General features: G+C 72.7%; 18 protein-coding genes. 13 read left to right on the forward strand and 5 right to left on the reverse strand.

Annotation, left to right across the window (positions count from 1 at the left end; all coding sequences use genetic code 11):
* The first annotated feature begins 9 nt into the window (after positions 1 to 9).
* The 4 genes from resB to ADJ73_RS06195 all read left to right on the forward strand — a co-directional run bounded on the left by resB (position 10) and on the right by ADJ73_RS06195 (position 4,229).
* Positions 10 to 1,527: a cytochrome c biogenesis protein ResB gene (gene resB, locus ADJ73_RS06180; RefSeq protein ID WP_050347537.1), complete on the forward strand. Its 1,518-nt coding sequence runs from the start codon at positions 10 to 12 to the stop codon at positions 1,525 to 1,527.
* A gap of 2 nt (positions 1,528 to 1,529) precedes the next feature.
* The gene (ccsB, locus tag ADJ73_RS06185; protein WP_050347538.1) at positions 1,530 to 2,450 is read left to right on the forward strand and encodes a c-type cytochrome biogenesis protein CcsB; all 921 of its coding nucleotides are present in this window, start codon (positions 1,530 to 1,532) and stop codon (positions 2,448 to 2,450) included.
* Between the two features lie 74 nt (positions 2,451 to 2,524).
* The gene (locus ADJ73_RS06190) at positions 2,525 to 3,169 is read left to right on the forward strand and encodes a TlpA family protein disulfide reductase (protein ID WP_172669707.1); all 645 of its coding nucleotides are present in this window, start codon (positions 2,525 to 2,527) and stop codon (positions 3,167 to 3,169) included.
* 118 nt (positions 3,170 to 3,287) lie between these two features.
* Positions 3,288 to 4,229 (forward strand): hypothetical protein, encoded by a 942-nt coding sequence (locus tag ADJ73_RS06195; RefSeq protein WP_050347540.1) that lies wholly within the window; start codon positions 3,288 to 3,290, stop codon positions 4,227 to 4,229.
* A 12-nt stretch (positions 4,230 to 4,241) separates the two neighbouring features.
* Here the strand turns inward: ADJ73_RS06195 and ADJ73_RS06200 are convergent, their stop codons facing one another.
* Together ADJ73_RS06200 and ADJ73_RS06205 are read right to left on the reverse strand one after the other, a co-directional pair.
* A complete protein-coding gene (locus ADJ73_RS06200) occupies positions 4,242 to 5,261 on the reverse strand; it encodes a hemolysin family protein (RefSeq protein ID WP_050347541.1) in 1,020 nt (339 codons plus the stop codon).
* Positions 5,258 to 6,700 (reverse strand): hemolysin family protein, encoded by a 1,443-nt coding sequence (locus ADJ73_RS06205; protein ID WP_050347542.1) that lies wholly within the window; start codon positions 6,698 to 6,700, stop codon positions 5,258 to 5,260. Before ADJ73_RS06205 ends, ADJ73_RS06200 begins: the two co-directional genes overlap by 4 nt.
* Positions 6,701 to 6,916: 216 nt before the next feature.
* Here ADJ73_RS06205 and ADJ73_RS06210 point away from each other — a divergent pair, with 216 nt between their 5' ends.
* On the forward strand, positions 6,917 to 7,099 hold the full coding sequence (locus ADJ73_RS06210; RefSeq protein WP_050347543.1) for a hypothetical protein: 183 nt from the start codon (positions 6,917 to 6,919) through the stop codon (positions 7,097 to 7,099).
* Positions 7,100 to 7,156: 57 nt separating this feature from the next.
* Here ADJ73_RS06210 and ADJ73_RS06215 read toward each other — a convergent pair whose 3' ends face one another.
* Entirely contained in the window at positions 7,157 to 8,263 is a 1,107-nt protein-coding gene (locus tag ADJ73_RS06215) for a glycosyltransferase (protein ID WP_050347544.1), read from the reverse strand.
* 234 nt (positions 8,264 to 8,497) lie between these two features.
* Between ADJ73_RS06215 and ADJ73_RS06220 the strand changes: the two genes are divergently transcribed.
* The 3 genes from ADJ73_RS06220 (at position 8,498) to ADJ73_RS06230 (ending at position 11,178) form a co-directional block, all read left to right on the forward strand.
* The gene (locus ADJ73_RS06220; RefSeq protein ID WP_050347545.1) at positions 8,498 to 8,914 is read left to right on the forward strand and encodes a VOC family protein; all 417 of its coding nucleotides are present in this window, start codon (positions 8,498 to 8,500) and stop codon (positions 8,912 to 8,914) included.
* Between the two features lie 89 nt (positions 8,915 to 9,003).
* Entirely contained in the window at positions 9,004 to 9,390 is a 387-nt protein-coding gene (locus tag ADJ73_RS06225) for a DUF6394 family protein (protein WP_050347546.1), read from the forward strand.
* Positions 9,391 to 9,456: 66 nt separating this feature from the next.
* The gene (locus ADJ73_RS06230; RefSeq protein ID WP_050347547.1) at positions 9,457 to 11,178 is read left to right on the forward strand and encodes an NAD-binding protein; all 1,722 of its coding nucleotides are present in this window, start codon (positions 9,457 to 9,459) and stop codon (positions 11,176 to 11,178) included.
* 56 nt (positions 11,179 to 11,234) lie between these two features.
* On the opposite strand, the gene ADJ73_RS06235 is transcribed toward ADJ73_RS06230, so the two are convergent.
* On the reverse strand, positions 11,235 to 11,606 hold the full coding sequence (locus ADJ73_RS06235) for a VOC family protein (RefSeq protein WP_156188141.1): 372 nt from the start codon (positions 11,604 to 11,606) through the stop codon (positions 11,235 to 11,237).
* A gap of 17 nt (positions 11,607 to 11,623) precedes the next feature.
* Complete coding sequence (locus tag ADJ73_RS06240; RefSeq protein WP_050347549.1) at positions 11,624 to 12,382, reverse strand: VOC family protein; 759 nt, start codon at positions 12,380 to 12,382, stop codon at positions 11,624 to 11,626.
* Between the two features lie 73 nt (positions 12,383 to 12,455).
* Here ADJ73_RS06240 and ADJ73_RS06245 point away from each other — a divergent pair, with 73 nt between their 5' ends.
* The 5 genes from ADJ73_RS06245 to ADJ73_RS06260 all read left to right on the forward strand — a co-directional run bounded on the left by ADJ73_RS06245 (position 12,456) and on the right by ADJ73_RS06260 (position 17,220).
* Positions 12,456 to 13,082: a TetR/AcrR family transcriptional regulator gene (locus tag ADJ73_RS06245; RefSeq protein ID WP_050347550.1), complete on the forward strand. Its 627-nt coding sequence runs from the start codon at positions 12,456 to 12,458 to the stop codon at positions 13,080 to 13,082.
* Positions 13,083 to 13,119: 37 nt separating this feature from the next.
* Complete coding sequence (locus ADJ73_RS17895) at positions 13,120 to 13,527, forward strand: hypothetical protein (protein WP_441293942.1); 408 nt, start codon at positions 13,120 to 13,122, stop codon at positions 13,525 to 13,527.
* Complete coding sequence (locus tag ADJ73_RS06250) at positions 13,524 to 14,654, forward strand: glutamate synthase-related protein (protein ID WP_441293943.1); 1,131 nt, start codon at positions 13,524 to 13,526, stop codon at positions 14,652 to 14,654. The genes ADJ73_RS17895 and ADJ73_RS06250 overlap by 4 nt, the downstream gene beginning before the upstream one ends.
* Before the next feature lies 1 nt (position 14,655).
* Positions 14,656 to 16,374: a thiamine pyrophosphate-dependent enzyme gene (locus ADJ73_RS06255; RefSeq protein WP_050347551.1), complete on the forward strand. Its 1,719-nt coding sequence runs from the start codon at positions 14,656 to 14,658 to the stop codon at positions 16,372 to 16,374.
* Positions 16,375 to 16,470: 96 nt separating this feature from the next.
* Complete coding sequence (locus ADJ73_RS06260) at positions 16,471 to 17,220, forward strand: cobalamin B12-binding domain-containing protein (protein WP_050347552.1); 750 nt, start codon at positions 16,471 to 16,473, stop codon at positions 17,218 to 17,220.
* Positions 17,221 to 17,246 lie beyond the last annotated feature (26 nt).

Below are 17,246 nucleotides of genomic sequence, written 5' to 3' on the forward strand. Positions count from 1 at the left end.
GGCACTGACATGAGCAACGACCTGCAGACCCGCGAGAGCCCGGCCAGCGCCGGGGTCCTCCCGGACGACACCATCGAGTCCGCCGACACCATCCGGCTGCCCGGGCCGCTCCACCGCGTCTACCGGTTTTTCATCTCCAAGCGCACCGGCATCGGCCTGATCCTCGCCATGGGGGCGTTCACCTTCCTCGGCACCATGATCAGCCAGTCCACCGACACCGCCCGCGCCGACGCCACCGCCTACGCGGACTGGCTGGACGGCGTCCGGGGGCGCTACGGCGGCTGGACCGGGGTGCTCGACGCGCTCGGGATGTTCGACGTCTTCGGGTCCTGGTGGTTCAAGGCCGTCAACGTCCTGCTGTGCATCTCGATCCTGTGCTGCGTGGCCCACCGCATCCCGCTGCTGTGGAAGCGCGCCACCCGGCCACAGCTGCACGTCACCGAGGGCTTCTTCGCCCACGCCGGCATCCACCACGACATCACCACCCCGCTGCCGGCCGACACCGTCCTGGAGCGGGTGCGCTCCGGGCTGCGGGCCAAGGGCTACCGGGTCCTGGACGACCCGCGCGGACCGGGCCGCAACACCTACGCGGACCGGTTCCGGTGGCCGCCCTTCGGCACGATCTTCGCCCACGTCGCCTTCGTGATCATCCTGCTCGGCTGCCTGGTCACCGCCAACACCGGCTTCTCCGAGGACAGCGTCAACGTCTCCGTCGGCGACAAGGTCGCCATCGGCCACGGCACGGGGATGCAGATCGAGGCCACCTCCTTCTCCGACACCTACTACGCCGACGGCCGGCCCAAGGACTACGTCAGCCACCTCGTGCTCTACCAGGACGGCGTCAAGGTCAAGGAGCAGGACACCCGGGTCAACGAGCCGCTGCGCCACGACGGCGTGAAGTTCTTCCAGGCGAGCTTCGGCTTCGCCGCCCGGATGCGGGTGACCGACGCCGCCGGCGCCGTCGTCTACGAGGGCGGGGTCCCGCTCATGCCGTCGGTCGACGAGAAGAACACCGTCGGCAAGGTGCCGCTCGCCGACAAGGGCGTGGACGCGTATGTCGTGACCGCGGCCTCCGGACGCACCGACTCGCCGTTCAAGCCCGGCGAGGCCGCCGTCAAGGTGCAGCCGACCGGGCAGGACACCACGATCGGGCAGGAGGTCGTGGCCCAGGGGAGGTCCGCCACGATCGGCGGCCTCACCTACACCTTCCTGCGGGAGCAGCAGTACACCGGCCTCATGGTCTCCGACGACCCCGGCGCCCTGTGGGTCTGGATCGGCTCGACCATGATCGTCACCGGCATGTGCCTGACGATGTTCTTCCGTCACCGCCGCATCTGGGTGCGCGTCCAGCCCGGTGAGGCCGGGACCCGGGTCCGGCTGGCCTCCTCCGAGCGGCACGACACCGCCTACGACGACTGGGTGACCGGATTCGTCGAGGACCTGTCCACCGACCTCGGCGCCACCCCCACCACGCGCGCCGGCGCGCGCACCTCCAGCACCCGCACCACCAGCACGGTAGGAGCCTGACGATGCTTGCCCTGTCCCAGTACGCCCTGATCGCCGGCACGATCCTCGTGTGGGTCGGTCTCGCCGCCTCGGTCGTCAACCTGACCCGCCGCCCCGCGCAGCGCGAGGCCGTCGTCCCCGCCAAGGTCGCCGTCGGCGGGGGCGCCGCGGTCCTCACCGACCCCGGGCCCGCCCTGGCCGGCCCCGAGCTGGGCCGCACCGGCGGCCGCGGCCCGGCGTGGTACGCCACCCTCGTGACCCGGGTCGCGCTGGTCTGCCTGACCGTCGCCCTCGCGGCCAGCGCGACCGTGACCGGTCACGGCCCCTTCTCCAACCAGCACGAGTTCGCGGTGTCCTTCGCCTGGGGCATCCTCGCGGCCTACGTGTTCTTCGAGTGGAAGTACGACGTCAAGGCGCTCGCCGTCGGCGTGCTGCCGATCGCGGCGGCCATGGTGACCTACGCCGTCCTCATCGACGCCAAGCCCGGCCCGCTGGTCCCGGCCCTGCAGAACTCGCTGCTGCTGACCGCCCACGTCTTCACCGCGGTCCTCGGCTACGGCGCAGCGGCCGTCGCCTGCGCCGCCGGAATCTTCTACCTGCTGTCCCCCCACCTGCGCTGGAAGGGGATGCCCAAGCGGTCCTTCCTGGACGAGATGGGCTACCGCGCCGTCATGATCGCCTACCCGCTGCTGACGGTCATGATCATCCTCGGCGCGATCTGGGCCGACGTCGCCTGGGGCCACTACTGGAGCTGGGACCCCAAGGAGACCGCGGCCCTCGTGACCTGGCTGATCTACGGCGCCTACCTGCACGCCCGGGTCGCCCGCGGCTGGCGCGGCGACCGCGCGGCCTGGCTGCTGATCCTCGGCTTCGTCGCCATCCTCTTCACCTTCTTCGGCAACTACTTCTTCGGTGGCATGCACTCCTACGGGGGGTCGATGTGAGCACCTCGACGACGTCCGGCCCCGGCACGAGTCCCGGCGTGGGCCCCGGCACGACCCCCGGCACGACCCCTGACGTGAGTGGCCGCACCGGTCCCGGCACCGGTCAAGAGGGGAAGGACTGGCGCGCGGGCGTCCGGTCCAGCAAGGCTCGCCAGCTGCTGGTGCTGCTGCTCACGGCCGCGCTGGTCGCCCTCGGGGCCTGGCTCCTCGACGGACGCACCGCCGGCACCCAGACGGACCAGACCTCCCTCAACGGGGCCCAGGCCGTGCAGGTGACCGGCGACCGGTCGGGGCCGCCTCCGGAGGTCGGCAAGCCCGCCCAGGGCTTCACGGCACGCACCGTCGCCGGCAAGCCCATCTCGCTGGCCGCGCTCAAGGGACGGCCGGTGTGGCTGACCTTCGGGGCGTCCTGGTGCACGGCCTGCCGCGCCGAGGCGCCGGACATCCAGTCCGCCTACACCGCCGCCAAGGGCTCCGGCGTGGAGGTCGTCGCGGTCAACATGCAGGAGATGCCGGCCGACGTGGCGAGCTTCGCGGACAAGCTCGGGCTGACCTACCCGCAGGTCGCCGACCCCGAGACCGCCCTCGCGTCCCGCTACCGGGTGATGGGGCTGCCGTCGCACTTCTTCATCGACAAGGAGGGTGTGCTGCGCGCCCAGCACGTGGGGATCCTCACCCGCGAGGCGATGGACCAGCAGCTCGCCAGGCTCAAGGGCTGACGGCGGCCACCGCGGCCACCGCGGCCCCGGGGCGCCTCGGGGGGATCCCCGAGGCGGGAACGCCCGTCCCACCGGCATCGTTGTCCCCAAGGACGACCCTGCCTGGAGGAGATGGACCATGATCCTTGCCGGACTGCTCGTGGCCGTGGGCCTGGTGCTGGTGACCGGCGGCGTGCTGCGGTATGCCGCCGCCCGGCTGCGGCGCCCCGGGGCCGGTGAGGCGCCGCGCCGGGTCGAGCGCGGCGTGCCGATGACGGCGGCGGGCGGCGGCCTGGTGCTCGCTCCCGACGTGCTGGCCGCCACCGGTCACCTCGCGGTCGACGGGGTCGGTGGGCTGCTGCTGGCGCTCTACACCGTGCTCGCCCTCGCCGGCCTCTCGGTGGTCGCCGTCGGCATGTGGCTCACGAGTCGACGCGTCACCCGCCGGGTGGTGGCGGGCGTCGAGGCGGTGGCGGACGGCATACCGCTCCTGTCCCGGCACCGGGCGCGCCGGCGGGGCACCCCCGCCGACTTCCCGCGTGAGTGGGCCGGGTTGATCGCGCTCGACACCGAGCTGACGCACCGTTTCCTGCGCTACGAGCGTGACCTCGAGGCGGCGGTGAACTTCCCGGTGATGCTCGACTACGCCGAGCCGCTGACCAAGGGTGCGCTCGACGCGATGCTGCGCTGCCGGGCGCTGCGTGCAGCCACGCCGCCCGCCGGGACCCGGGACGTGCGCGACACCGACTACGCCCGCGCGGTGGCGGACTTCGCGGTCGCGCTGGAGGCGGCGGAGGCCAACGCGCAGCGGCTCGTCGCGAGCACCTTCAGCGAGGACGAGCGGCGCGTGCTCGACGAGGCGGCGACCACGCTGGAGTTCATGCGCGCCAACACGACGACCCCCGCCGAGCGGGCCGACGCCTACGAGCGGGTCGCCGCCCAGCTGTCGGAGTTTCCGCGCCGCGCCCAGTCCCAGCCGGCGCAGGCCGCGCAGGCACAGGCCGTGCAGGCGCAGGCGGGGGCGACCGCGGTGGCGCGGCCGCACCCCTTCCTGGACGTCGAGGACCGCGCTCGCCGCTGAGCCGCTGAGCTGCTAGGTCGTCCGGGTTGCGCCGTCGGCGCGGGGGAAGAACCTCGGCAGGATGTCGCTCATCGTCACCACGCCCGCGAAGGCGCCGTCCCGGTGCACCACGGCCAGCTGCGTCTGCGTCTCCCGCATCAGCGTGAAGGCCTCGTGCAGCGGCGTCTGCGCCGGCACCGCGAACGCCTCCCGCGCCAGCTCGCGCACGGGCCGGTCGGCCGGCTCGCCGAGCGTGTCCCGCACGTGCACGAGGCCGGCGACCCAGTCGCCGTCGAGCAGCAGCACCCGCAGGTGGCCGTGCTCCACGGTGGCGGCCTGCACGTCGGCGACGGTGGCGTCGACGGGGACTGCGGTGGGGCGGCGGCGGTGCAGCACCAGCTCGTCCATGGTGATCCGGCCCATGTCGATCGCGTTGGTGATCGAGGAGCCGTATGCCGCCTCGAGGGTGCCCACGCCCGCCGAGTGCTCGACCAGCTCGCGCAGGCCGTGGGCGTCCTGGACCTCCTCCACCTCGTCGACCGGCTCGACGCCGGTGCGCCGCACCAGGGCGTTGGCGGCCTCGTTGAGCGCGCGCAGCGCCGGGCGCGTCAGCCACAGGAAGCCGCGCATCGGCAGGGCCAGCAGGATCGCCGAGCGCTCGGGGTGGGCGATGGCCCAGGACTTCGGGGCCATCTCGCCGACGACGAGGTGCAGGAAGGTGACGATGACCAGGGCGAGCACGAAGGCGAGCACGTCCGCCCCGCCCTCGGGGAGCCCGGTCGCCTCCAGCGGCCCCATGAGCGCGTGGTGCACGGCCGGCTTGGTGATGGCGCCCAGCGCCAGGGTGCACACGGTGATGCCGAGCTGGGACCCGGCGAGGAGCAGCGTGAGCTCGGAGGAGCTGCGCAGCGCGGCGCGGGCCGACGGAGAGGTCGCGGCGGCGTCCTCCAGCCGGTGGCGGCGGGCGTTGATGAGCGAGAACTCCACGGCGACGAAGAACGCGCTGAGCGCGATGATCGCGACCGTGACCAGCGTCGTGACCAACCAGCTCATCGGGCGCCCTCCTCGGTGACGTTGGTGGACCCGGACCGTTCGTCGGTCCCTGGGTCTTCGGTCGGTCTGTCTGCGGCCGCTCGCGGGGGGACGACGTGCTCGGTGTCGGTGAGGGTCAGCCGGACCCGGGCGGGGACGTACCGCTCGACGGCGAGGACCTCGACGGTCAGCACCCGCGGGTCGACGTCGTCGAGGTGGGCGTGGTCGCGGGGCAGCAGCACCTCGACCACCGTGCCGTCCTCGGGCAGGCCGCCGACGTGGTCGATGACCAGCCCGCCGATCGTCTCGTAGTCCCCCTGCGGCAGGTCGATGCCGAGGGAGCGCTCGACCTCGTCGATGTGGACGTCACCGTCCATGACCCAGACCCCGTCGTCGGGCACGGGGGCGTCGTCGGGCTCCTCCGGGTCGTGCTCGTCGGTGATCTCGCCGACGATCTCCTCGGCCAGGTCCTCCATGGTGAGGATGCCGGTGAAGCCGCCGTACTCGTCGACGACGCAGGCCAGCTGCTCGCGGCGCTCGTCGAGCTCGCGCAGGGCGTCGGGCAGGCTCATCAGCTCCGGCAGCACGAGCGGTGGCCGCATGATCTGCGAGCACGGCACGTCGTCGTCGCCCTCGTGGGAGAGCACGTCGACCAGGTGCACGACGCCGACCACGTCGTCGAGGTCCCCGATGACGGGGTACCTGGTGTGCCCGGTGCGCATCTGCTCCCGGGCCTCGGCGATCGTGGTCTCCGAGCGCAGCGAGGACACCTGCGCGCGCGGGACCATGGCGTGCGAGACGTCCTCGCCGGGGAAGTCGAGGATCCGGTCCACCATCATCGACAGCTCGTCCGGCAGGTCGCCGCTCTCGCGCGACAGCTCGACGACGTGCTGCAGGTCGCGGGCCGTGGCGGCGTGCTGCACGTCGTGCACCGGCTCGATGCGCAGCGCGCGCAGCAGCAGCTCGGCGGAGGTGTCGAAGACCCAGATGACCGGTCCGAGGACGGTCAGGTAGATGGACGTGGAGCGCGTCAGCCAGCCGGAGACCTGGTCGGGCCGGGCGATCGCGTAGTTCTTGGGGAAGAGCTCGCCGAAGAGCATCTGGACCACCGTCGAGAAGACCAGCGCGGCCACGGCGCCGACCGTGATCGAGACCGCCGTCGGGATGCCGGCGCCCCCGATCAGGGTGGTGATGGCCAGGCCGATGAGCGGCTCGGCGACATACCCGACGAGCAGCCCGGTGACGGTGATGCCCAGCTGCGCGCCGGACAGCATGAAGGAGGTGCGTCGGGTGATCTCCAGGGTCTGGCCGGCGCGCTCGTCGCCGTCCCGGTGGCGGGCGGCCAGCCGCGGCCGGTCCACCGCCATGAAGGCGAACTCCTGGGCCACGAAGTATCCGGTCGCGGCGGTGATCACGAGGACCACGACGACGCCGAGCAGCAGAGAGACGAGGGGGGTCATGGTCCTTCGCTAGGACGGGTGCGGGGATTCGTGACAACGATCCCGCATGCCCGAGGGTTCCCGGAGCCAGACCCCCGCGCGTGCCGTTGCGCAGGTCGGACCGGGACACGCCGAGCCGCCCGAGCATTGTCCCGTCATACGGACATGGCTTTTGCAGGGTGAGACGACACCCGGATGATCGGCCGGTCACCGCCGACCCCGCCGCGAGGAGCACCCGTGCCTGCTGCCACCGCCACCGCCGTCCCGGACACCCGGCTGCGCAACCGCATCGCGATCGCCAGCCTGGTCGGGACGGCCATCGAGGAGGTCGCTGCGTCCGCGGTCCACCTGCTGACGGACGCCTCCAGCAGCAACACGGGCCAGGTGCTGCACGTCAACGGCGGGGCGTACTTCGGCTGACGCCGGCTGCGGGCGACCAGCTCTATGAGGCCGTATGGCGCCTGGGCGAGGTGGTGCCTAGGCGAGGCGGTGACGGTGCTCGACGATGGGCTCCGTGGTCGCCGCCTCCGCCCCGAACCACTGCCTCACCCGGGTGGTGAAGGCCCGCTCGAAGTCGTCGTCGTCGTGGCGCGCCCGGAGCCAGTCGGCGAAGCTGCCGCCCGCGCACGCGTCGAGCGCCCGGCGGCACTCCTGCGGCTGCGTGAGGGCCTGCGCGAGCATCTCCTCGGCCACGGCCGGCGAGTCGTAGAGGTAGGGGTAGCTCGCCGGCACCAGCGCCCTGGCCCAGCCCACGTCGGGCAGGATCCCGATGACTCCCTCGATCATGGCCTCGACATACTCCAGCCCGTAGGACTCCTGGGTGGCCGTGGCGAGGAAGGCCGTGGTGCGAGACAGGGCCTCCCAGTAGCCCTCCCGGGAGGTCAGCGGGCCGACCCACATCCACTTGTCGCGGGTCATGTCCATGGCGACCGTGGACGTCAGGTGCCGCTCCTGCAGCCGCGCCTCCGCACGCAGCGGCACCCGTTTGGCCACCCGCCGCACGACGTCCATGAACACCGCCGGCTGCTTGCGATCCTCCAGCGTGATCGCGGGGTAGAGGACGACCGGGACCTCGGGCTCGGTGCGCGATCGCACCCGCTCCAGGCGCACGCCCAGGTTTGCCCAGTCGATCCGCGCCGACGCCGCGAGGTGCGGGACCGCCCAGTGCTGGAGCACCTCGTGGACCTCGCCCGCGGTGCGCTCGCTGTTGCAGAAGGTCGGGAACGCGGCGAAGGACAGGCCGAGCGCCGCGAAGTTGATGGGGTGGTGGTAGGAGCTCGGGTTGGTCCACGCGAAGTTCATGATCCGCGGCTCGTCCCGGTGCCGGTGCAGCACCTGGAAGCAGGCCACGGAGTCGAGCGGGTCCATGTTGACGAGCAGCGTCTCCGCCGGCGCGAGGTCGGTCAGCCGCACGACCTGGATGCCCGGGCCGGAGCGGGGGGCCGGGCCCACCAGGACGGCGTCGGGATAGAGCCGGAGCAGCCGGGCCGCCAGCGTGGTCCCGGCGGAGTCGGTGACCAGCCGACCCTGCTCGTCGATCTGCGGGCCCCCCTGGGCCAGGTCCAGCTTGACGGCAACCTTCATCGCCCGCACCTCCTCGTGCGCACGGCCGCGCGGCAGCCTGCCGCGGGCGGCCTCGGACCCATCGTGCACCCACGGCGGACGGGGGTCGACGGCGGGGTGGGGCGAGCGCGTCCGGAGGGTCGGTCCGCGCCACCCCGGAGGGTCTGTCGGCGCTCACCGCTAGGTTGCTGAACGGCAGCCGCCACCGCCGCCGGGACGACCCGGCGACGACCTCTCGAGCACGGGGAGCACCTCATGACCGCGACGCTCAACCCCTACCTCGGCTTCTCCGACCAGGCCCGCGAGGCCATCCAGTTCTACGCCTCCGTCCTCGGCGGCGAGCCCCGCATCATGACCTTCGGCGACATGGGCACCGAGGGGCCCGACGCCACCAAGGTCATGCACGCCCAGCTGGAGACCCCCGACGGCTTCACGCTGATGGCGAGCGACGCCCCCGCCGACATGCCGCTGTCCCAGGGCTCCCAGATCTCGGTGTCTCTGTCCGGCGACGACGCCGAGGCGCTCCGCCGCTACTTCACCGGCCTCGCCGAGGGCGGCCAGATCACGATGCCGCTGGAGAAGCAGGTGTGGGGCGACGAGTTCGGCATGCTCGTCGACAAGTTCGGGATCCAGTGGATGGTCAACGTCGGCACCGGCGGGGGTCAGGACTGACGACGCCGGCCCCGGGGTCACGGATCGTTATCTGACCGACGGCGCGGACCGCCGCCGGCAGCCGCACCCGCCCGGGTAGCCTCGGCAGGGTGAATCTCGAGAAGGTGATCTTCGGGTTCTTCGTCCTGCTCGCCGCGACCGTCAACTTCGGTTTCGTCGTCGGCGACCTGGGCGACCCCGCGATGCACAACATCTGGGAGCTGTATGCCGCCATCGTGGTCAACGTCGTCGCGCTGGTGCTGAAGTTCGGCGACCGCACCCAGATCGGGGCCACCCACCTGGCGACGAGCCTCGTGGCGGTCCTGCAGCTGCTGGCGGCGGCGTCGCTCTACATCTACTACACGTCCTCGCACACCGAGACGATCAGCGGCGGCGAGATCTCCAGCGTCGTGTCGCTCGCGTGCGGCGCGGCCCTGGCCAACCTCGTGTCGCTGGTGCTGCTGGTGGCCGAGACGGTCTCGTTCCGGCGCCGGTGACCCCGAGCAGCGGCATACGGCCCTGGCCATGACCGACACAGGTGCGCGCTCCCGGGAGCCGCGGGCATGACCAACCCGCTGCTCCTCTTCTTCGCGCGCCCGTCGACCCGCCAGCAGGGGGTGCGGCGGCCGCGGGAGCGGGTGCGCGTCCCGACCGAGGTGCCGTCGACCGACGCGATCTTCCTGGTGCTGCGGCGGATGCGCACGCCGCTCGTCGTGCTGGTGGGGATCTTCTCGCTGTCGGTGCTCGGGCTGTCGGTGATCCCGGGCAGGGATGGCCAGCGGATGTCGCCCTTCGACGCGTTCTACTTCATCAGCTACACCGCCACCACCATCGGCTTCGGCGAGATCGTGCCCTTCACCTCGGTGCAGCGGCTGTGGGTGACCTTCTCCATCTACAGCACCGTCGTGGGCTGGGCCTACGCCATCGGCACCCTGCTCGCGCTCTTCCAGGACGCGGCGTTCCGGGAGGCGGTGGCGACGCAGCGTTTCCGCCGCCGGGTGCTGCGGATCAAGGAGCCGTTCTTCATCGTGGCGGGCTACGGCCAGTCGGGGCGGGCCGTGTGCGCCGAGCTCGACGAGGCCGGTCGCCGGATGGTCGTCATCGACAGCGCCAAGGACCGCGTCGACAAGCTCTCCTCGGACCAGCTCACCGCCGACGTGCCCGGCATCGACGCCGACGCGTCGCTGCCGGGGGTCCTCGGCCTGGCCGGGCTCGGGCTGCCCAACTGCGAGGGGGCGATCGCCCTCACCGACGACGACACGGTCAACCTGGCCGTCGTCATGGCCGTCGACCTGCTCCGCCCCGAGCTGCCGGTGCTGGCGCGCTGCCACAGCCGGCACATGGAGGAGCGGATGCACGACTTCAGTGCCGCGGCGGTGATCAACCCCAGCGACCGGTTCGGCGGCTACCTGCTGCTGGCGATGCAGCGGCCGACGACCTTCCACCTCGTGTCGTGGCTGATGAGCTCCGCGGGGATGCCGCTGCAGGCTCGCCGTGAGGACAAGCACGACGGCCGCTGGGTCGTCGCGGCCGAGGGCCACTTCCGGGAGGAGATCTGCCACGACCTGTCCCGGGCGGGGCAGGAGGTCGAGTGGGTCGACCCGCACGAGGGCTACCCGGACCTGACCGGGGCGACCGGCTTCATCGCGGGGTCCGACAGCGACACCCTCAACCTGGCGATGGCCGAGCACGCGCGGCTCGTCGACCCGGAGATCTTCGTGGTCGTGCGCCAGCACAGCGTCGAGCGGCGCGCGCTGGTGCGTGCCCTGGACGTCGACTCCGTCTACACGCCCAGCGACCTCGTGGCCTCGGAGGTGCTGGCGCGGGTGGTGACCCCGACCTTCTGGACCTTCGTCGAGCATGCGCTGGGGCAGGACGAGGAGTGGGCCCAGGTGGCGCTGGACCGGCTCACGGGTCGGTGCGGCCGCAAGGCCCCCGAGCGTGACCTGGTCAGCGTGGACCGGCACAACGCGCCGGCGCTGACCCGCTGGGTGCGCCACCACGACTTCACGCTGCGGGACCTCGTGCGCGACCCCGAGGACCGCGAGCGCCTCCTGCCCGTGGTGCCCCTCGTGGTCCTGCGCGACGGCGTCGCGCACCACCTGCCGGACGACGACATGCTGCTGGAGCCCGGTGACCAGGTGCTGGTGGCCGGCCGCGCCGGGGGGCTGGCGGCCATGACCCCGGCACTGCTGCAGGAGACGGTCGTGGAGTATGTCGCGACCGGCCGCGAGGTCCCCGCAACCCTGATCGGCCGCCTCGTGTCCCGGCGCCACCCGGCCTGACCCGGCCTGACCCGGCCTGACCGGCCCTGACCGGCCCTGACCGGCCCTCGCGCGTCTCAGGCGTGCAGGTCGCGGGTCCCGCCTGCGAGGTGCTCGACCAGGGTGATCGTGTTGCCCTCCGGGTCGCGCACCTCCACGAAGGTCGCGAACCCGTCGATGGTCCAGGGCTCGGCCGCGTCGATGCCGCGCGACCGCAGCTCGTGACGCGCCGCCGTCGCGGACGGCACCGCGAGCGCGACGCTCGTCGACGCGTCGTCCTCGCCACGGCCCACGACCTGCAGCCAGCTCCCGGGCCGGATCTCCCAGGCGCGGCACCCCGCCTGGTCGGGCTCGGCGTCCCACGGCCGCCCGAGCAGCCGGGAGTACCACTCCCAGGCGCGGGGCTTGTCGTCCACGAAGACGGTGGCGATGAGCTCGTGGATCTGCATGGCAGCCATGGTGATCCCTAGTCCGTCGTCGGGGTGCCGGAGAAGAGCCCGAACGGCGCGCCGCCCGGCGTCGTCAGGTGCACGAACCGGCCGAACTCGATGTCCATCGGCCCCATCGTCGTGCGCGCGCCCAGGCTCTCGGCCCTGGCCGCCATCGCGTCGAGGTCGTCCACGAGCAGGTAGGACACCCAGTGGGGCTCGTCGTCCTCGCCGCACCCGCCGATGGTGAAGTGGCCGTCGTCGCCCAGCTTGGCGAGCAGCACCCCGTCGCCCATCGGCTCGGTGGTGTAGCCGAACAGGTCGCGCAGGAACCCCGCCGACCGCTCCACGTCGCGGGTGATGCAGTCCTGCCAGCACGGGAAGCCGATCTCGTCGACGGCGGCATACCCCACCACCCCGGTGGCCTGCCACAGGTCGGTCTGGACGCCCGCGGGGTCGACGATCGTGGCGCAGCGGCCGGTGTCGGGGATGTCCATCGCCGGGCGGGTCACGGTGGCGCCGAGCTCCTGCGCCCGGGCGAGGGTGGCGTCGAGGTCGTCGGTGGCGAGGTAGAGCGCGGCCACGTCGTGCCGCTGGTCGGGCATGGCCGGGCCGAGCCCGAAGACGTAGCGCCCGTCCTGCAGGGCGATCGTGTAGCCGCCGAACTCCGGGGAGCCGGGCGGGACCTCGTGGCCGAGCAGGTCGCGCCAGAAGGCGCCGGCCTCGTCGATGTCCGAGCACCAGAAGTCGAGCCAGGTGGGGGTGCCGGGGGCCTGCGGGGTGGTCCGTGCAGTCATCGTGCGCTCCGTCCAGTCGCGATGTGGACGGTGTCCACATGTAGGATGTGAGCAGCGTATACATGGAGGTGCGATGCCCACAACCCCTCGCCGGGCCAGCTATCACCACGGTGACCTCAAGGCGACCCTGCTCCGCGAGGCGATCGACGTGGCTCAGGCCGAGGGCCCGCACGCCGTCACGCTGCGCACCATCACCCGCCGGGTCGGGGTGTCCGTCAACGCGCCCTACCGCCACTTCGCCGACCGGGAGGCGCTGATGCTGGCGGTCGCGGCCCACGGCCAGCAGCAGTCCGCCGCCGCGATGGAGCGCCGCCTCGACGCGCTCGCCTCCCCGAGCGGCCATGACCGGCTGCGCGCCGTCGGGCTGGGCTACGTCGACTTCGCCCGGGCCGAGCCCGGCCTCTTCCAGGCCGCCTTCCTCGAACCGACGGACCTGCGGCTCTCCGCCGACGCGGCGACGGCGGGACCGGGCGGGCGGACGCCGTACCAGCTGCTCGGCGACGCCCTCGACCAGATGGTGACCGACGGCGAGCTCCCCGCCGAGCGGCGACCGCACGCCGAGGTGCCGGCATGGTCGGCGGTGCACGGCTTCGCGATGCTCGTGGTGCAGGGACCGCTGCGGGGGCTGCCGGCCGAGGCGGTCGACCCGCTCGCCGAGCGGGTCGTGGAGAGCGTGATCACCGGACTGGTCCGCGTCTGAGGGGGTGACCGGGTGGTCACGGGGTATGCCGCCAACCATGAAGCCGCAGACCCCGATGGCCGCCGCCGGAGCCGCCCTGGCCGGCCTGGCTGCCCACGACCTCCTGCAGAAGAAGCACGCCGTCCTTCGCAACTACCCCGTCCTGGGGCACCTGAGGTTCCTGCTCGAGGGGATCCGTCCCGAGCTGCAGCAGTACTTCGTCGAGCGCAACTGGGACGGGCGGCCCTTCGACCGCGACGTCCGGTCGATCATCTACGAGCGGGCCAAGGGGATCCACGGCGAGCAGGCCTTCGGGACCGAGCGGGACGTCAACGAGATCGGCTACGAGTGGCTGGTCCACTCGACCGTCCCCGCCCAGCAGCCCGAGCGGGCGCCATACGTGATGGTCGGGGGCTCGGACTGCTCGCGGCCCTACCCGATGACACGCTCAAGGTGTCGTCGATGAGCTTCGGCGCGCTCAGCCCCAACGCGATCCGCGCCCTCAACAAGGGGGCCAAGATGGGCGGCTTCGCCCACGACACGGGGGAGGGGGGCCTGTCGCCCTACCACCTCGAGCACGGCGGCGACCTGATCTGGGAGATCGGGACCGGCTACTTCTCGACCCGCACCAAGGACGGGGACTTCGACCCGGACCAGTTCGCGGACAAGGTGGCACACGACCAGATCAAGTGCGTCTCGCTCAAGCTGAGCCAGGGCGCCAAGCCGGGGGTGGGCGGCGTGCTGCCCGCCGCCAAGGTGACCAAGGAGATCGCCGAGATCCGGGAGGTCCCGCAGGGCCAGAAGTGCGTCAGCCCGTCCTCGCACAAGGTCTTCCGCACCCCGGTCAAGCTCATCGAGTTCGTCGCGCGGCTGCGCGAGCTGAGCGGCGGCAAGCCCACCGGCTTCAAGCTGTGCGTCGGCTCGCGCGCCGACGTGCTCGCCATCTGCAAGGCGATGCTGCAGGTCGGCACCACCCCGGACTTCATCGTGGTGGACGGCTCCGAGGGTGGGACCGGCGCCGCGATGCTGGAGTTCGAGGACCACGTGGGGATGCCCCTGACCGACGGCCTCATGACGGTGCACAACGCCCTCGTCGGCGTCGGGTTGCGCGACCGCATCAAGATCGGCGCGAGCGGCAAGGTGGCCGCGAGCAACGACATCGTCAAGCGCATCATCCAGGGCGCCGACTACACCAACGCCGCCCGCGCCATGATGATGGCCGCCGGCTGCATCCAGGCCCAGCTGTGCCACACCGACAAGTGCCCCGTGGGCGTCGCCACGCAGGACCGCCGTCGCGGACGCGCCCTCGACGTCGGGGACAAGAGCGAGCGGGTCCAGCGCTACCAGGAGGCGACGGTGCAGGGCGCGCTGCAGCTCATGGCCGCGATGGGCGTCACCGACCCCGGCCAGCTGCAGCCGCACATGCTGCGCCGCGTCGTCAGCGAGACCGAGACCCGTTCCTATGCCGAGATCCACGAGTGGCTCGCGCCCGGCCAGCTGCTCGACGAGGTGCCGCAGACCTGGCGCGCCGACTGGGAGCTCGCCTCGGCCGACACCTTCCACCCCGTCCGCCCCACCATCCGGAGGTCCTGAGATGAGCACCATCGCCACCGCCCTCGTGCAGGCGCTCGCCGAGCACGGCGTCACCCAGGTGTGGGGCGTCGTCGGCGACGCCCTCAACCCCGTCACCGACGCCATCCGCACCGACGACCGCCTGCAGTGGGTCGGGGTGCGGCACGAGGAGGTCGCCGCCTTCGCCGCGGGCGCGCAGTCCCAGCTCACGGGGCGCATCGGCGTCTGCATGGGCACCGTCGGCCCCGGCTCCATCCACCTGCTCAACGGCCTCTACGACGCCAAGAAGTCGCACGCGCCCGTCCTCGCCATCTGCGGCCAGGTGCCGCAGGAGGAGATCGGCTCGGACTTCTTCCAGGAGGTCGACAACGACAGCCTCTTCAAGGACGTCGCGGTCTACTCCCGCACGGTCACCTCTCCCGCCCAGATGCCCCAGATCCTCGAGCAGGCCGTCAACGCCGCGTATGCCGAGTCCGGGGTCGCCGTCATCACCCTGCCCGGCGACGTGGGCTCGCTCGAGCTGCCCGACGACACCCCCGCGGCCCGGCTCGCCCCGGGCGGGGTGCTCGCGGCGGCCCCCGAGGCGCAGGTCGAGGCGGCGGCGCAGGCCCTCGCCGAGGGCCGGGTCACGCTCCTCGTGGGGCGCGGCGCGCGACACGCCCGCACCGAGGTGCTGCAGCTCGCCGAGACGCTGCAGGCTCCGATGGTGCTGACCCTCAAGGGCAAGGAGGGGCTCGAGCACGACAACCCCTACCAGGTCGGCCAGTCCGGGCTCATCGGCAACCCCGCCGCGGCCCACGCCATGGACGACTGCGACGTCCTCTTCCTCGTCGGCACCGACTTCCCCTACCGCGACTGGTACCCCACCGGCAAGACCGTCGTGCAGCTCGACGCCACCCAGGCCCACGTGGGCCGGCGCGTCAGCGTGCAGCACGCGCTCGTGGGGGACAGTGCCCTGACGCTGCAGGCGCTGCTGCCACGGCTGGCGGCGCGCCGGGACGGCGACCACCTGGAGCGGGCGCGGGCGGCATACGACTCGTGGCGGGAGAGGCAGGACTCGCTGCTCGACCCCAAGCACGACACCAAGCTGCTGGGGCGGATCCGCAGCGTCTTCGACAACCCGGACCGCCGGATCCGGCCCGAGGCGCTCGCCGCCACGCTCGACCGGCTGGCCGCCGACGACGCGATCTTCACGAGCGACACGGGGATGTCGACGGCGTGGCTGGCGAGGTTCATCACGATGCGGGGTCGGCGCCAGCTGCTCGGCTCCTACAACCTCGGGTCGATGGCCAACGCCATGCCCCAGGCGCTGGGGGCGCAGGCGCTCGACCGGGGCCGCCAGGTCGTGGCCTGCTGCGGCGACGGCGGGCTGATGATGCTGCTCGGCGACCTGCGCACGGCCGTCACCTATGGTCTCCCGGTGACCCTCGTGGTCTTCGACAACGGCCGCCTGGGGATGGTCAAGCTCGAGCAGGAGCAGGGCGGGCTGCCGGAGTTCGGGACCGAGCTGGACAACCCGGACCTCGCCGCCGTGGCCACCGCGATGGGCCTGGAGGCGCGGCGCGTGGAGGACCCCACCGAGCTCGACGAGGCCGTGGCGTGGGCGCTCGCGACCGACCGGCCGGTGCTGCTCGACGTGGTCACCAACCCCGACGAGGTCGCGGTGCCGCCCAAGCCCACGGTCTCCCAGGGGTGGGGTTTCGCGATCGCCAAGACCAAGGAGGCCTTCGAGAGTGCCTGAGCCGGCGGGGGCCGCGCGCTCCTCGCGGCCGACCGAGGCTCACCCGTGCGGGTGAACGCCCAGACACCGACGGCCTCGGGGACGTACCGTGACCCGGTGCCCCCGCACCAGGACCGACCCATCCCGCTCGCCGACGTGGCCCGCCGTGGCCCGCAGCGCGGCCGCCCCGTGCTCGAGGACGCCCGCGTCCACGTCGAGGCGCTGCTGCGCGCCGTGGAGTCCCTGTCGCCCGCGCGGGTCGAGCGCGCGCTGGACGTCGCCCTGGCCGCCGGCTCCGTCGAGCACGTCGTCCAGCTGGTGCTGATGCCGCTGCTGCGCGAGATCGGCGACCGGTGGGAGTCCGGTGCGCTCGGCGTCGCCCACGAGCACCTCGCCAGCGGCGTGATCAACCGCCGCATCGGGTCCCTCGGGGTGGGGCTCGAGGAGGGGTCGGGCCCGAGCGCCGTGCTCGCCTGCCCGCCGGGGGAGCGTCACGACCTGGTGCTCGGGTGCTTCGCGCTGCTGCTGCAGCGGGAGGGGTGGCGGGTCTACAACCTCGGCGCGGACACCCCCACGGCCGCGATCGCGCTGACCTGCCGGCAGACCGACGCCGACCTGCTGGTGCTGGCCGGGACCCGCCCCTCGGTCTTCACGTCGCGCTTCGCCAGCCTGCGGCGGCTGGCCGGCAGCGTCCCGACGGCCATCGCCGGCAGCGGCGCGGACGTCCGCGTCGCCCGCGAGCTGGGGGCGGTGCTGCTGCCCAACGACCCCGTCCCGGCGGTGGACGTCGTCACCGGGATGATCCGGCGCCCGGGACCGGGCGGCACCAGGCTGAGCGACACCGACGGCCTGGCCGGCGCGGGCTGAGCGAGGGCGAGGGTCTGTCGGACCAC

Origin of the sequence: Arsenicicoccus sp. oral taxon 190, assembly GCF_001189535.1 — a bacterium.
Classification (GTDB): domain Bacteria; phylum Actinomycetota; class Actinomycetes; order Actinomycetales; family Dermatophilaceae; genus Arsenicicoccus.

Excerpts from the sequence above, each read along its gene's own strand:
- ADJ73_RS06205 (WP_050347542.1), bottom strand. The coding sequence starts at position 6,700 with ATGACCCCCCTCGTCTCTCTGCTGCTCGGCGTCGTCGTGGTCCTCGTG.
- ADJ73_RS06215 (WP_050347544.1), bottom strand. The coding sequence starts at position 8,263 with ATGAAGGTTGCCGTCAAGCTGGACCTGGCCCAGGGGGGCCCGCAGATC.
- ADJ73_RS06240 (WP_050347549.1), bottom strand. The coding sequence starts at position 12,382 with ATGACTGCACGGACCACCCCGCAGGCCCCCGGCACCCCCACCTGGCTC.
- ccsB (WP_050347538.1), top strand. The coding sequence starts at position 1,530 with ATGCTTGCCCTGTCCCAGTACGCCCTGATCGCCGGCACGATCCTCGTG.
- ADJ73_RS06220 (WP_050347545.1), top strand. The coding sequence starts at position 8,498 with ATGACCGCGACGCTCAACCCCTACCTCGGCTTCTCCGACCAGGCCCGC.
- ADJ73_RS06230 (WP_050347547.1), top strand. The coding sequence starts at position 9,457 with ATGACCAACCCGCTGCTCCTCTTCTTCGCGCGCCCGTCGACCCGCCAG.
- ADJ73_RS06195 (WP_050347540.1), top strand. The coding sequence starts at position 3,288 with ATGATCCTTGCCGGACTGCTCGTGGCCGTGGGCCTGGTGCTGGTGACC.
- ADJ73_RS06235 (WP_156188141.1), bottom strand. The coding sequence starts at position 11,606 with ATGCAGATCCACGAGCTCATCGCCACCGTCTTCGTGGACGACAAGCCC.
- resB (WP_050347537.1), top strand. The coding sequence starts at position 10 with ATGAGCAACGACCTGCAGACCCGCGAGAGCCCGGCCAGCGCCGGGGTC.
- ADJ73_RS06245 (WP_050347550.1), top strand. The coding sequence starts at position 12,456 with ATGCCCACAACCCCTCGCCGGGCCAGCTATCACCACGGTGACCTCAAG.
- ADJ73_RS06250 (WP_441293943.1), top strand. The coding sequence starts at position 13,524 with ATGAGCTTCGGCGCGCTCAGCCCCAACGCGATCCGCGCCCTCAACAAG.
- ADJ73_RS17895 (WP_441293942.1), top strand. The coding sequence starts at position 13,120 with ATGAAGCCGCAGACCCCGATGGCCGCCGCCGGAGCCGCCCTGGCCGGC.
- ADJ73_RS06255 (WP_050347551.1), top strand. The coding sequence starts at position 14,656 with ATGAGCACCATCGCCACCGCCCTCGTGCAGGCGCTCGCCGAGCACGGC.
- ADJ73_RS06200 (WP_050347541.1), bottom strand. The coding sequence starts at position 5,261 with ATGAGCTGGTTGGTCACGACGCTGGTCACGGTCGCGATCATCGCGCTC.